The following is a 12,884-nucleotide window of genomic DNA, read 5'->3' on the forward strand; positions in this document are numbered from 1 at the left end:
CGAAAGGGAATTATTACATATATGTTGTCCTATATATAGGACGAACCGGATATTATTTGAATACAGGATTAAAAAATCTTTTAAGGATCATTTGCCACTCTCCCGCCGGTTCCCAGACATGGAAATATTATATGCCTCTTCTTATCCTCATCCTGATTTTGCTGGTTCCCTATCTGGAATTCCTGGTTTTCATGGAAGTGGGAGAAGCCGTCGGCGGCTTTAACGCGTTCCTTGCCACGATCCTGACGGCCGTTCTCGGCGTCTACCTGATCCGCCTGCAGGGGTTCGAGGTCATGCAGCGGATGCATCGCAACCTTCAGAATGGCGAAAGCCCGATCGAGGAAATATTTCACGGCTTTTTCCTGCTCATTGCCGGTCTCTTCTTCCTGCTGCCGGGATTCATCACCGACAGCATCGCCGTCCTGCTGGCCATCACGCCGGTGCGCAATTTCCTCGGGCGGGCGATTGTCAAAAATATCGAGGTTCACTATTACGGCCACGGCCGCGGACCGCGGGCCGGACCCGGTGCAGGACAGGGCCCCGTCATTGATGGCGAATACCGCCAGGAGGATGAAAGCCCGTCCCAGCTGGAAGATGACCGGGATAATCCCGACCACAAAGCATAAAAACAACTATTTTTACCGCCTGCAGACAGGTTGACCTTGTGCTGGCAGGCAAACCATGTTAGCCAGACTCCTTTAACGGGGTTAAGACTATTTAACTGGGAATAAAATATGTCAGAAGAAAATGAAACCAAACCGGCCGAGCAGGCTGCCGAGACGAAAAATCCTGAAGGGATTCAGGTTGGAATTCTGGGTCAGTATATCAAAGACCTGTCCTTTGAAAATCCGACCCCGGCCCAGACTCTGCAGAAGCTGGCCAATGAAAAGCCGACCATGGACATCAATGTAAACCTCAATGCCCGCCAGCTGGGTGAGGAAGTTTACGAAGTTGACCTGAAAATCAACAGCACGGCCAAAGCCGGTGAAGACACCGCCTTTGTGGTTGAGCTGGTTTATTCCGGCCTGTTCGGTGCCAAAAACGTACCGCAGGAAGCCCTGCAGCCGTTCCTGATGATTGAAGCGCCGCGGATGCTGTTTCCGTTTGCCCGCCGGATCGTGGCCGACGCCACCCGTGACGGTGGGTTCCCGCCGCTGATGCTGGAGCCGATCGACTTTGCCGGCCTTTACGCCCAGCAAGTCCAGCAGGCCAAGGCACAGGCCGAAGCGCCCCAGGACGACATTACCGTCAACTAAGCAAAAGTATTTTGCAAAATGAAAAGCCCTCTCAAGAGAGGGCTTTTTTATTGGGGCCGGAAACTAAAAAGCGTTACTCGCCGGCCAGCCACAGCGGTTCCGAGATCTGATCGAGAAATTCCCGGTGCCGGGCCAGTTCTTCCTCGCTTGCCGCATGGGGCCGGGGCGCCCTGAATTTGCGTTCTGATTTTACCGCAGCTTCAGATTCTGCCGGCGCCGGTTCCGCCGCCAGGGAAAAGCCGGTCTGCCGGCCGCCCATCAGTTCCAGGTAAACTTCGGCCAGAAGCTCCGCATCAAGCAACGCCCCGTGTTTGATCCTGCCGGAATTGTCCACACTGAATCTTTTACAGAGCGCATCCAGGGTATTGGGCGACCCGGGAAATTTACGCCGCGCGATGGCCAGGGTATCCACCGCCCGGCTCATGGCGAAAGGCTTGAATCCCAGGTTTTCAAGTTCCCAGTTGATGAATTTCATGTCAAATTCGGCATTATGGGCCACCAGCTTGGCATCACCGACAAAGTCGACAAATTCCTCAGCAACCTCGGCAAAGACCGGATGGTCTTTCAGAAACTCCGCTGACAGGCCGTGGATCGCTTCCGCCGAGGACGGCATGTCCCGCTCCGGATTGATATATTTATGAAAGACCCGGCCAGTGGGCATGAAATCCTGCACCTCAACACAGCCGATCTCCACCAGGCGATCCCCGTTGAAGGGATCAAACCCCGTGGTTTCCGTATCGAAAACGATTTCAAGCATTGGCTTCCTCCTCAAGAATGCGGATGATCCTGTTGACCTGGTTCCTCGCATGGCGTTTGCCAAGTCCCGACTGGACCACAAAGTCGGCCCGGCGGCGTTTTTCCACATCCGGCATCTGTTTTTCCAGTATAGCCCGTAACCTTTCTTCCGTCATGCCCGGCCGCGCCATGACCCGGCTTTTCTGGATCAGGGCCGGCGCCGACACCACCACCGTATAATCCACAGCACGATCGCCGCCGGTCTCAAACAGCAGCGGCACATCCACCACGACAATCCGGTGGCCCTGCAGCCTCATGTGGCGAACGAACAGATTGCGTTCCCGGGCGATCATGGGATGGAGAATGCTCTCCAGTTTTTTCAATGCCGCGTCATCGCCAAACACCCGCCGCCCCAGTTCCTTGCGGTCAATCCCCTGTTCGCCGGCAACCCCGGGAAATTCCTGTTCCACCAGCGGCACGGCTTTGCCGCCCGGCCCCATCAGCCGGTGGACCTCGGCGTCGGAATCAAATACCGGGATGCCCGCGGCCCGGAACATGCGTGCCGTTTCCGACTTGCCCATGCCGATCGACCCGGTCAGACCGACAATAATCACGGATCCCTTGTGCCAGGCTTTTTTCATTCTTGTACCGTACTCATACCAGTCCGGCCAGCACCCGCTGGCGCAACTCTTCCGTTACTTCCGGGGTCACGCCGAACCAGGCCTCGAACCCGGGCACCGCCTGATAGAGCAACATGCCGAGACCGTCGACGATCTGATTGCCCCGGTCCCGGGCCTCTGCCAGAAGCGGTGTGATCAGCGGATTGTAGACAATATCATTGACCACCGCCGATGCCGGCAGCCGGTCGAGGTTGAGATCCAGCGGCGGCTGGCCCTTCATGCCCTGGGTCGTGCTGTTGACCAGCAGAGTGACCTCTTCCAGGCACGCGCTGCGCCGGTCCCAGTCAATCACGGTAACCTGGTGCGGGGCAAGTTCCCGGGCCAGACTTTCCGCCCGCTCTTTGGTCCGGTTCACCAGCCGGATTTCCGGCACCCCCGCATCCAGCAGGGCGACAATCAATGCCCGGGCCGCACCACCAGCGCCAACGATCACCGCCGGTCCCTTGGTCGGTTGCCAGCCCTCCGCATTCACCAGAATATTTTCCAGAAACCCGAGCCCGTCCGTGTTGCGCGCAGACAGTCTGCCATCCTCCCCGACCACGATGGTATTGACCGCCCCGATCCGCCGGGCGTGATCATCAATCCCGTCAACGATCTCCATCGCCGTCTCCTTATGCGGCACGGTCAGGTTACAGCCCCGGATCCCCAGCTTGGGCAGGGCGCGCAGACAGTCTGCCAGATCCTCCGGTTTGACCTCAAAGGGAACATAGGCACCGTCCACTTTATAGAGATCCAGCCAGAAACCATGCAGGCGCGGCGACAGGCTGTGGCCCACCGGGTGGCCCATCACCCCCGCTATTTTTGCTTTTCCCGTCAGCTTCATGTGTTCAGATATCCCAGTTGCCGCAGTTCCTTCATCAGTTGTATCAGAGGAAGGCCGAGAATTGAAAAATAATCCCCCTCTATATGGGAAAAAAGCTGCGCTCCGAGGCCTTCATAAAAATAGCAGCCGACCGAACTCAGGACGTCAGGTCCGCTGCGGTCCAGATAGTCGTCGAGAAACTCATCGGAAAAATTCCGCATGGTCAGTTCCGGGATGGTCGTGATGCGCCAGACTTCCTCATTCCCCCGGAAGATAACAAGGCTGGTGATCAGCTGGTGGGTTTTCCCGCGGAAAAATTTCAGGTTGTCCCGCGCTTCCTCCAGGTTGCGGGCCTTGCTGAACAGACGGCCGTCACAGACCAATAATTGATCGCCACCAATCACATGATCTTCCGGAAAGTCGCGGGAAACGTCCCTGGCCTTGGCCAGCGCCAGCTGCTCGGCAATTTCCTTATGGTCACAGCCTTCCTGCTGTAATTTCTCTTTCAGGGTGTCTTCATCGACATCCGCGCCGACTGCCCGGAAGTTGATGCCGGCATGTGTCAGGATTTTCTGCCGGGATGCACTATTGGACGCCAGGACCAGGGTCATGACTTATACAGTTCCCTTTTTCTCGGCATCATATTTCTGTTTCAGGTTCATCACCGCCACCGCCGTTTCCTCGATGGAGCGCCGGGTGACGTCAATCACCGGCCAGCCGTGCTTGGAAAACAGGCGCCGGGCCATTCTCACCTCTTCCCGCACCGCATCTTCGTCCACATAGGTGGTTTCCGGATCCTGTTTCAGGGACAAAAGCCGGTTGCGGCGGATCTGGATCAGCCGGTCGGCGCTGTTGACCAGGCCGACCACGAATTTATGTTTGTTTTCTTCCAGTTCCCGGGGAATGGGACAGCCGGGCACGATCGGCACGTTGGCCGCCTTGATGCCGCGGTTGGCCAGGTAAATACAGGTCGGCGTTTTCGAGGTCCGGGACACGCCGACCAGGATGATATCCGCTTCCCTGAGGCCTTCCGTCAGCTGGCCGTCATCATGGGCCAAAGTGTAATGAATAGCATCAATCCGGTCGTAATAGGCTTCATTCATCTCATGCTGCAGGCCCGGCCGGGCGATACTGGTTTCACCAAGATGCATGCCCAGTTCGCGGATAATGCCCTGCATCACCGAAATATAGGGCCAGTTATATTCTTTGCAGGCACCCACCAGGACTTCCTCGATTTCCGGATTGACCAGGGTAAACATGATCAGGCCCGGTTTTTCCTTGAATTCCGGGATGATGCGTTCCATGTGCCGGGTGGTGCGGATCATCGGCCAGTGATGCTTGATCGGTTCAATATCAGGAAACTGCGCCAGGGCGGCCTTGGCAACCTGTTCCAATGTATCCCCGGTGGCATCGGAAACCAGATGGAAAGTGACTTGCTTCATTATAAAATTCCGTATTTTTGTTTCTGGTCGAACCCGGATATCAGGCTGAATTGTGGATTATGTGGATAACCCGGACTTTTCCGGACAGATGCCGTTTTTACACACATTATTCTTTTTTCGTCCCTGAAAAATCCCCCTCTGGATAAGATAAAAGGAAACTCTGTGGGAATCACCAATAATTTTTTCTCCCCCAGGGCCGCGGGAGACTTATCCACATTATCCACATTTTTCGGAACCTTTGAATCTTCCGCTGTTCACAAAGTTATTCAGAAAGGATCGAAATTTCCTGTTTTTTTGTCTTTCAGGCTGCTATGTCAGTAAATCTGTGGATAAAATTTAATCCCTGTTATCCACAGGGATCCACTACAACATCATCTTTTTATTTATATAAATATAAATAGTAATTCTATCAGTGCATAACTTCAGGCCGAGCTTCATGACGGAAAACAAGAGATTTATTGAAACACTCAAAGGTCAGCTGACGGACAGACCGCCCTTCTGGTTCATGCGCCAGGCCGGCCGTTACCTTCCCGAATATATGGCTGTCAGGAAGGAAGCGGGGTCGTTCCTGGACCTTTGTTACAATCCGGATTTTGCGGTTGAAGTCACTTTGCAGCCGCTCCGGCGCTACGACATGGATGCGGCGATCCTGTTTTCAGATATCCTGGTCATTCCCCATGCCCTGGGCCAGCATCTGGAATTCCGACAGGGCGAAGGACCGGTTCTGGAGCCGGTCGACAGTGTGGCGAAACTTGACGCGCTTTCCCTCGATCATCTGCATGACAAACTGGCCCCGGTATATGAGACGGTTTCCCGCCTGTCGACGGAAATCCCCTCGCACACCGCGTTGATCGGATTTGCCGGCGCGCCCTGGACGGTGGCCACCTATATGGTCGGCGGCAAGGGCTCTCCGGATCAGGCGGCAGCCCGTCTCTGGGCCTACCGGGACGAGGTGGCCTTCCAGGCGCTGATGGATCTTCTGGTCGAAGCTACCTCGCGCTATCTGATCCGTCAGGTGGAGCAGGGGGCCGAGGTGCTGCAGATATTTGATACCTGGGCCGGAAATCTGCCCATGGGCGAATTTCGTAAATGGTGTATGGCGCCGACGAAAAAGATTGTCGACAATATCCGTGCCCGTTTTCCGGACATGCCGATCATCGGATTTCCGCGGGGGGCGGGACCGCGCTATCCGGACTATGTGCGGGAGACCGGGGTGACAGCTGTCAGCATCGACACTTCCATGCCGGCAGACTGGGCCCGGGATAATATCCAGATGCTGTGTCCGGTGCAGGGCAATCTGGATCCCCTGCTGCTGGTCAGCGGTGGCGAAGCCCTGAAGCAGGCGGTGACGGATATTCTTGATAGTCTTTCGGGGCGGCCGTTTATTTTTAACCTGGGTCACGGCATTGTGCCGCAGACCCCGCCGGAACATGTGGCGCTGGTTTCAGAAATGATCAAAGAGTATGTCAGAAGCGAATAAAGAAAAAATCGCTGTCGTTCTGTTCAACCTCGGCGGACCGGACAGCCTGGAAGCGGTAAAACCGTTCCTGTATAACCTGTTTTACGATCCGGCCATTATCTCCGTGCCCAATCCGTTGCGCTGGTTCCTGGCCAAGCTGATTTCGACCCGCCGCGCCCCCTTTGCCCGGGATATCTACCGGGAAATCGGGAATAAGTCGCCGCTACTGGAACAGACCGAGGACCAGGCCCGGGCGCTGGAGGAAAAGCTCAACCAGTCCGGCACCGGCGACTATGGCTGTTTCATCGCCATGCGCTACTGGCATCCCTTTTCCGACGAAGCTGTCGAAAAGGTTAAGGCCTTTGGCCCGGACCGTATTATTTTGCTGCCGCTTTATCCGCAATATTCGCTGACCACCACCGGCTCGTCCCTGATCGACTGGACCAAAAAGGCAAAGGCGGCGGGGCTGGAAGTGCCGAGCTGGATCATCCGGGAATATCCGACCGATCCCAAATTCATCGACGCCCATGTGGCGCTGATCCGGGAAGCCTTGGATAAAATCGACACACCGTCAGATTACCGGCTGCTGTTTTCCGCCCACGGCCTGCCGAAAAAAGTCATTGAGGCCGGCGATCCCTACCAGAAACAGGTGGAAGAAACCTGTGCTGCGATCATTGAAAAACTCGGCGACACCGGGCTCGAGTATGTGACCTGTTACCAGAGCCGGGTCGGCCCCCTGGAATGGATCGGGCCGAGCACCGAGGATGAGATTGACCGGGCCGGCGAAGATGGCAAAAACCTGATCATCGTGCCGGTGGCCTTTGTCTCGGAGCATTCCGAAACCCTGGTGGAGCTGGATATTGAATATCGCGAGTTTGCCGAAAAAGCCGGGGTCAGGGAGTATATCCGGGTGCCGGCCCTGCAGTGCCAGCCCGATTTTATCGATGGCTTGGCCGAACTGGTGATCAAAACCGCAGGATAAAAAGCGGGGAGGAAAGTATGATTGATTTTCTGCAGGACAGTTATGAATGGCTTCTCGCCCTTCATATTATCTCGGTAATTTCCTGGATGGCCGGCATGTTCTATCTGCCGCGGCTGTTTGTCTATCACTGCCAGGTGGAAAAAGGGTCCGAAACCTCGGAACTGTTCAAGGTGATGGAGCGCAAGCTGATGCGGGTCATCATCAATCCGGCCATGGTGGCGTCCTGGATTTTCGGCCTGGGTCTGGCTTTCGGCATGGATCGCTGGAGCGAGCCCTGGTTTCACTTGAAATTTGTCCTGGTGCTGCTGATGAGCGGATTTCACGGTTTTCTCGCCCGTTGGCGCAAACAGTTTGAGCGTGATGAAAACAGCCATACCGAGGGTTTTTACCGCAAGATGAATGAAGTACCGACGGTACTGATGATCCTGATCGTTTTCCTGGTGATTATGCGGCCGTTCTAGCAAGAACCGAGGCTTTCCTTGACAAACTGATCCGGGTTCCCTAGAAAACGCCTTCACTTGTTCTTTTTTTTAGGTTATTCTGTGCTGATCCAATAAAAAAAGAACAATTGGAAATCTGTCTAATTTATCTCTCCATAATGTAGAAAGCGCCCGCCAGGGAAGCGCCATAGTTATTTACAGGTAATCTAATCTTATATTCGTTCTGAATATTCCAACTTTCCGGAAATCACCATGAATCTTCTAGACCTTAAGAAAAAAGCACCCGCAGACCTTCTGTCTATGGCCGAAGAGCTGGAAATTGAAAATGCCAGCAGCATGCGCAAACAGGATATGATGTTTGCCATCCTCAAGGCGATGGCTGAAAGAGGCGAAACCATCAGCGGCGGCGGTGTGATTGAAGTGCTGCAGGATGGCTTTGGGTTTCTGCGTTCTCCGGAAGCCAATTACCTGCCGGGTCCCGATGATATTTATGTCTCCCCGAGCCAGATTCGCCGCTTTGCCCTGCGCACAGGGGACAGCGTTGAAGGGCAGATCCGGGCGCCGAAAGAAGGCGAGCGCTATTTCGCCCTGCTCAAGGTGGACAAGATCAATTTCGAGGACCCGGAAAAAAGCCGTCATAAAATCAATTTCGACAGTCTGACTCCGCTGTATCCGGATGAAAAATTCAAGCTGGATATGGAAGATCCGACCGTGACAGATCTTTCTTCCCGGGTGATCGACCTGGTGGCGCCGATCGGTAAGGGCCAGCGCAGCCTGATTGTGGCGCCGCCCAGGACCGGTAAAACCGTTTTGCTGCAGAATATCGCCCATGCCATTACCGCCAACCATCCTGAGGTATACCTGATCGTTCTGCTGATCGATGAGCGCCCGGAAGAGGTTACCGACATGCAGCGTTCGGTTAAGGGCGAAGTGATCAGCTCCACCTTTGACGAGCCGGCCAGCCGCCACGTCCAGGTGGCAGAGATGGTGATCGAAAAAGCGAAGCGTCTGGTGGAGCATAAAAAAGACGTGGTGATTCTGCTCGACAGTATTACCCGCCTGGCCCGCGCCTATAACACGGTGGTGCCGAGCTCAGGCAAGGTGCTGACCGGTGGTGTTGACGCCAACGCCCTGCAGCGGCCCAAACGCTTTTTCGGTGCCGCCCGTAACATCGAGGAAGGCGGATCGCTCAGCATCATCGCCACCTCCCTGATTGAAACCGGCAGCCGTATGGACGAAGTGATCTTCGAGGAATTCAAAGGCACCGGCAACAGCGAGATCGTGCTTGACCGCAAGGTCAGCGACAAGCGTATTTTCCCGGCCATGGATATCACCAAATCCGGTACCCGCAAGGAAGAGCTTCTGCTTGACAAGGGAACCCTGTCAAAAATGTGGGTGCTGCGTCGAATTCTTATGCCGATGGGATCCGTGGATGCTATCGAATTCCTGCTTGGCAAGCTGAAAGAGACCAAGAACAATGAGGAATTCTTCGAAAGCATGAACAATTAAAGTCTTGAGCTTTTGCAAAAGCCCCCTCTTCGACAGGGGGCTTTTTTTGTTCCGGCTAAAGAGGCAAATATCCGTATACTTTTCCGTCCGCCTTTCCTATAGTTTTCAAAAAACAAACAATGAGAAATATCTTAGGGGATAAAATTTGACGGAAGAAACCGCCCGTGAGCCAAGTCTGCTGGATGCCATAATCCCGGTAGTCTTTCTGATTATCCTGCTGACCACATCGGTCCTGCTTTATCAAGATGAATCTTCATACGGCCCGAACCAGATCGCCCTGATCCTGGCGGGTGGCATCGCTTTGCTGGTCGGCTGGAAAAACGGCGTCAAATGGCGGACCATGGAGAAGGCTATCTCCCGCGGGATCGGGAATACGGTGGGGGCGCTTTTAATTCTGCTCATGGTTGGCGCATTGATCGGAACGTGGATATTATCCGGCACGGTCCCGGCAATGATCTACTACGGTCTTCAGGTGATTAATCCGTCAGTCTTCTACTTTACCGCCTGCATCCTGTGCGCCATCACCTCAATGAGTATCGGCTCCAGCTGGACGACGGCGAGTACGGTTGGCATCGGCCTGATGGGGATTGCCTCAGGACTTGGCCTGCCCCTGGAAATTACCGCCGGGGCGGTAATCAGCGGCGCTTATTTCGGCGATAAAATGTCGCCTTTGTCGGACACCACAAACCTGGCGCCGGCTATTACCGGTACAGATCTGTTCACCCATATCAGGCATATGATGTGGACCACGGGCCCGGCAATCAGCCTTGCCTTGATATTATTCCTGGTGATCGGACTGACCCAGGAACCGGTTCAGAACAATATTTCCGTTGAAGGGCGTCTTCTTATTCTGGATCAAAATTTCTCCATCGGCCCGCATCTGTTTATTCCCATGGTGGTGGTTTTTTACCTGGCCTATAAAAAATATCCTGCCTTTCCTACCCTGATGTTCGGGGCCATCCTCGGCGGGATAATGGCGTTGATTTTCCAGCAGGCGACGATCCTTAAATTTGTCGGTGACGACGGGTTGATGCGCGGAGTAGCCATGTTCAAAGGGGTGTGGACCGCTTTGTTCGACGGCTACAATTCCCAGACCGGCAATGAAGAGATGGACAGTCTTTTGTCCCGCGGCGGGATGGCCAATATGCTGAACACCATCTGGCTGATCATGTGTGCCATCACCTTTGGCTCAATTCTGGAACATTTGGGGATGCTGCAAAAACTGGTTGTCGGCCTGCTTGGGCTGGCGAAGAGTACAGGATCGCTGATTTTAATAACGGCACTGACCTGTTTCGGCATCAATGTGATCGCCATGGATCAGTATATAGCCATTGTATTGCCGGGGCGGATGTACCGGATTGAATTCGAGCGACGCAAACTGGCCGCCAAAAATCTCAGTCGTGTGCTCGAGGATACTGCGACAGTGACCTCGGTACTCGTGCCCTGGAACACCTGCGGGGCTTTTATGTCGGCGACTCTCGGAATCGCCACACTGGCTTATGCTCCTTATTGTTTCTTCAATATTTTAAGCCCGATCATTTCAGTGATTTACGGTTATACAAATTTCAAAATCACGCCGATGGAAGAGGAAGAGGTGGCCGCGGAATGATCGAGACGGCAGTCCTGGTCGAATAAATATATCTTTTAGATATATAAAAATATATTGGCAATCCTTGAAATCTCTGCTTATATGAAGGAGTTAGACCTTTTAGCGGCTTTTATTCGTTGATCGGAAATGATTTTTCACCTGTTCAGAGATAGATCATGAAGGTAACCATTGATATTGACTGCACCCCCAAGGAAGCCCGGCAATTTCTCGGCTTGCCCGACCTGGAACCTATTCAGCAGGCGTTCATGACTGAATTGCAGGACAAGATGACAAGCGGTCTGTCTCCGGAAGACATGGACAAGATGTTTCAGATGTGGGTGGCGCCGAGCCTGAATATGGCCGGCCAGGGGCTCGAGACATTCCAGAATATTTTCTGGAATACCGGTGGTAAATCCGACAAGTAAACAAGACAAACCATGACAATTTATGCACTTTCCAGCGGCAAGGGACGCGCCGGCGTGGCTGTCATTCGTCTTTCCGGTGAGAAAGCCGGCGAGGTATTGCTGCAACTGTCCGGTCTGTCCCGACGGCCTGTTCCACGTGAAGCAAAACTGACCTGGTTTCGCGATCCCGAAACCTCGGTGCGCCTGGATCATGGTCTGGCCCTGTATTTCAGCGCACCAAACAGCTTTACCGGCGAAGATGTGGTCGAGTTCCATATCCATGGCGGACGCGCTGTGGTCGCCGGCTTACTGGAGGCGCTGTCCAAATTCACCGGCGTGCGGCCGGCCGAGCCCGGGGAATTTACCCGCCGGGCCTTTGACAACGGCAAGATGGACCTGACAGCGACCGAAGCACTGGCTGACCTGTTGAACGCGGAGACCGAAGCCCAGCGGCGGCAGGCATTGCGCCAGATGGACGGCCAGCTGGGGGAACTTTATGACGGCTGGCGCCGGGAAATCATCTCTGCCATGGCCTATCTGGAAGCGGATATAGATTTCGCCGACGAGGAAATTCCGGAGGATGTCACCGCCCGGGTGCGCCCGATCATCGAAAAACTTCACGTGAAAATAACGGATCATCTGGCGGACGGTCATCGGGGGGAACGGATCCGCGATGGCCTGCAGGTGGTGATTCTGGGCCAGCCCAATATCGGCAAGTCGTCGCTGATGAATTATTTGTCCCGCCGGGAGGTGGCCATTGTTTCTGACATTGAAGGCACCACCCGGGATGTGCTGGAAGTGCATCTGGATATCCAGGGCTTTCCGGTCACCATCATTGACACGGCGGGCCTGCGCGAAAGCGGTGATGTGATTGAGGCGGAAGGCATGCGCCGGGCCCGGGCGCGGGCGGAACAGGCGGATGTGCGCATCGTTATGACCGAGGCATCGGCATGGCCGGAAATCGGAACGGAGACTTCCGCTATGATTGACGACGAGACAATCATCATCCTCAACAAGATGGATCTGGTACCGGACCGGGAAGAGCTGGCGCGCCGGATCAAGGCGGCTGGCGGCAATATTTATCCCGTTTCCCTGAAGAACGGGGAGGGCCTAGATCAATTCATGCGGGGCCTCGAACAGACGGTGGCTGGTAAAATGGATCTGGCCGAGGCGCCGAGCCTGACCCGGACCCGCCATCGCCAGGCGTTGAAAGACTCAGTGGATCATCTGGAAAGGTTTCTGACCAACCGGACCGGGGAACTGGAGCTTCTGGCGGAAGATTTGCGGCTCGCCGCCCGGGCCCTGGGCCGGATTACCGGCGCGGTTGATGTGGAAGATATTCTCGATGTTGTCTTCTCAGAATTTTGCATTGGTAAATAGCTTTCTAATAAAGCGCAGGAAATAAAGACACTTTCGGATCGTTAACAATTTGTTAACCAGTGATGTTCCACGTGAAACATTGCATAGCCGATATAATGCCCGGAAAACCGGGGTCTTGAAATCCGTCGATAAAGCCATAAACTTCTTTGACATGACGGGGGTGACTGAGTAAAGTCGCCGACTTGTCAGGGCAACAGGATATCCCGG

The 12,884-nt window shown here is 54.5% G+C and carries 14 protein-coding genes; 9 read left to right on the plus strand and 5 right to left on the minus strand.

Features of this window, described 5'->3' with window-relative positions; translation table 11 throughout:
* Positions 1–131: 131 nt before the first annotated feature.
* Positions 132–626, plus strand: coding sequence for an FxsA family protein (locus FIV46_RS04175; protein WP_139938730.1), 495 nt, complete (start codon positions 132–134; stop codon positions 624–626).
* A 108-nt stretch (positions 627–734) separates the two neighbouring features.
* Positions 735–1,256, plus strand: a complete 522-nt coding sequence (gene secB, locus FIV46_RS04180) for a protein-export chaperone SecB (RefSeq protein WP_139938732.1) — start codon at positions 735–737, stop codon at positions 1,254–1,256.
* Between the two features lie 73 nt (positions 1,257–1,329).
* On the opposite strand, the gene dnaQ is transcribed toward secB, so the two are convergent.
* The 5 genes from dnaQ to FIV46_RS04205 are packed head-to-tail and all read right to left on the minus strand — an operon-like array spanning position 1,330 to position 4,915.
* Positions 1,330–2,013, minus strand: a complete 684-nt coding sequence (dnaQ, locus tag FIV46_RS04185) for a DNA polymerase III subunit epsilon (RefSeq protein ID WP_139938734.1) — start codon at positions 2,011–2,013, stop codon at positions 1,330–1,332.
* Positions 2,006–2,632: a dephospho-CoA kinase gene (gene coaE, locus FIV46_RS04190; protein ID WP_219845875.1), complete on the minus strand. Its 627-nt coding sequence runs from the start codon at positions 2,630–2,632 to the stop codon at positions 2,006–2,008. Before coaE ends, dnaQ begins: the two co-directional genes overlap by 8 nt.
* A gap of 13 nt (positions 2,633–2,645) precedes the next feature.
* Positions 2,646–3,494 carry a shikimate dehydrogenase gene (locus tag FIV46_RS04195; protein WP_139938736.1) on the minus strand — a complete coding sequence of 283 codons (849 nt, stop codon included), beginning with the start codon at positions 3,492–3,494 and terminating at the stop codon, positions 2,646–2,648.
* Entirely contained in the window at positions 3,491–4,084 is a 594-nt protein-coding gene (locus FIV46_RS04200) for a Maf family protein (protein ID WP_139938738.1), read from the minus strand. Before FIV46_RS04200 ends, FIV46_RS04195 begins: the two co-directional genes overlap by 4 nt.
* Before the next feature lie 3 nt (positions 4,085–4,087).
* Positions 4,088–4,915 (minus strand): pyruvate, water dikinase regulatory protein, encoded by an 828-nt coding sequence (locus FIV46_RS04205; protein WP_139938740.1) that lies wholly within the window; start codon positions 4,913–4,915, stop codon positions 4,088–4,090.
* Positions 4,916–5,351: 436 nt separating this feature from the next.
* Here FIV46_RS04205 and hemE point away from each other — a divergent pair, with 436 nt between their 5' ends.
* The 7 genes from hemE to mnmE all read left to right on the plus strand — a co-directional run bounded on the left by hemE (position 5,352) and on the right by mnmE (position 12,677).
* Entirely contained in the window at positions 5,352–6,395 is a 1,044-nt protein-coding gene (hemE, locus tag FIV46_RS04210; RefSeq protein ID WP_139938742.1) for a uroporphyrinogen decarboxylase, read from the plus strand.
* Positions 6,379–7,356 (plus strand): ferrochelatase, encoded by a 978-nt coding sequence (gene hemH / locus FIV46_RS04215; RefSeq protein ID WP_139938744.1) that lies wholly within the window; start codon positions 6,379–6,381, stop codon positions 7,354–7,356. The genes hemE and hemH overlap by 17 nt, the downstream gene beginning before the upstream one ends.
* Before the next feature lie 17 nt (positions 7,357–7,373).
* Entirely contained in the window at positions 7,374–7,817 is a 444-nt protein-coding gene (gene hemJ / locus FIV46_RS04220) for a protoporphyrinogen oxidase HemJ (protein ID WP_139938746.1), read from the plus strand.
* 231 nt (positions 7,818–8,048) lie between these two features.
* Positions 8,049–9,305: a transcription termination factor Rho gene (gene rho, locus FIV46_RS04225; RefSeq protein ID WP_139938748.1), complete on the plus strand. Its 1,257-nt coding sequence runs from the start codon at positions 8,049–8,051 to the stop codon at positions 9,303–9,305.
* A 145-nt stretch (positions 9,306–9,450) separates the two neighbouring features.
* On the plus strand, positions 9,451–10,914 hold the full coding sequence (gene nhaC / locus FIV46_RS04230) for a Na+/H+ antiporter NhaC (RefSeq protein WP_139938750.1): 1,464 nt from the start codon (positions 9,451–9,453) through the stop codon (positions 10,912–10,914).
* A gap of 155 nt (positions 10,915–11,069) precedes the next feature.
* Positions 11,070–11,318: a DUF6489 family protein gene (locus tag FIV46_RS04235; RefSeq protein ID WP_139938752.1), complete on the plus strand. Its 249-nt coding sequence runs from the start codon at positions 11,070–11,072 to the stop codon at positions 11,316–11,318.
* Positions 11,319–11,330: 12 nt separating this feature from the next.
* Positions 11,331–12,677, plus strand: a complete 1,347-nt coding sequence (gene mnmE / locus FIV46_RS04240; RefSeq protein ID WP_139938754.1) for a tRNA uridine-5-carboxymethylaminomethyl(34) synthesis GTPase MnmE — start codon at positions 11,331–11,333, stop codon at positions 12,675–12,677.
* Positions 12,678–12,884: the final 207 nt, after the last annotated feature.

This window comes from Emcibacter nanhaiensis, from assembly GCF_006385175.1.
Classification (GTDB): domain Bacteria; phylum Pseudomonadota; class Alphaproteobacteria; order Sphingomonadales; family Emcibacteraceae; genus Emcibacter; species Emcibacter nanhaiensis.

Bases quoted from the DNA above. Each gene is read 5' to 3' on its own strand.
- FIV46_RS04175 (WP_139938730.1), top strand. From the start codon at position 132: ATGCCTCTTCTTATCCTCATCCTGATTTTGCTGGTTCCCTATCTGGAA.
- secB (WP_139938732.1), top strand. From the start codon at position 735: ATGTCAGAAGAAAATGAAACCAAACCGGCCGAGCAGGCTGCCGAGACG.
- dnaQ (WP_139938734.1), bottom strand. From the start codon at position 2,013: ATGCTTGAAATCGTTTTCGATACGGAAACCACGGGGTTTGATCCCTTC.
- coaE (WP_219845875.1), bottom strand. From the start codon at position 2,632: ATGAAAAAAGCCTGGCACAAGGGATCCGTGATTATTGTCGGTCTGACC.
- FIV46_RS04195 (WP_139938736.1), bottom strand. From the start codon at position 3,494: ATGAAGCTGACGGGAAAAGCAAAAATAGCGGGGGTGATGGGCCACCCG.
- FIV46_RS04200 (WP_139938738.1), bottom strand. From the start codon at position 4,084: ATGACCCTGGTCCTGGCGTCCAATAGTGCATCCCGGCAGAAAATCCTG.
- FIV46_RS04205 (WP_139938740.1), bottom strand. From the start codon at position 4,915: ATGAAGCAAGTCACTTTCCATCTGGTTTCCGATGCCACCGGGGATACA.
- hemE (WP_139938742.1), top strand. From the start codon at position 5,352: ATGACGGAAAACAAGAGATTTATTGAAACACTCAAAGGTCAGCTGACG.
- hemH (WP_139938744.1), top strand. From the start codon at position 6,379: ATGTCAGAAGCGAATAAAGAAAAAATCGCTGTCGTTCTGTTCAACCTC.
- hemJ (WP_139938746.1), top strand. From the start codon at position 7,374: ATGATTGATTTTCTGCAGGACAGTTATGAATGGCTTCTCGCCCTTCAT.
- rho (WP_139938748.1), top strand. From the start codon at position 8,049: ATGAATCTTCTAGACCTTAAGAAAAAAGCACCCGCAGACCTTCTGTCT.
- FIV46_RS04235 (WP_139938752.1), top strand. From the start codon at position 11,070: ATGAAGGTAACCATTGATATTGACTGCACCCCCAAGGAAGCCCGGCAA.
- mnmE (WP_139938754.1), top strand. From the start codon at position 11,331: ATGACAATTTATGCACTTTCCAGCGGCAAGGGACGCGCCGGCGTGGCT.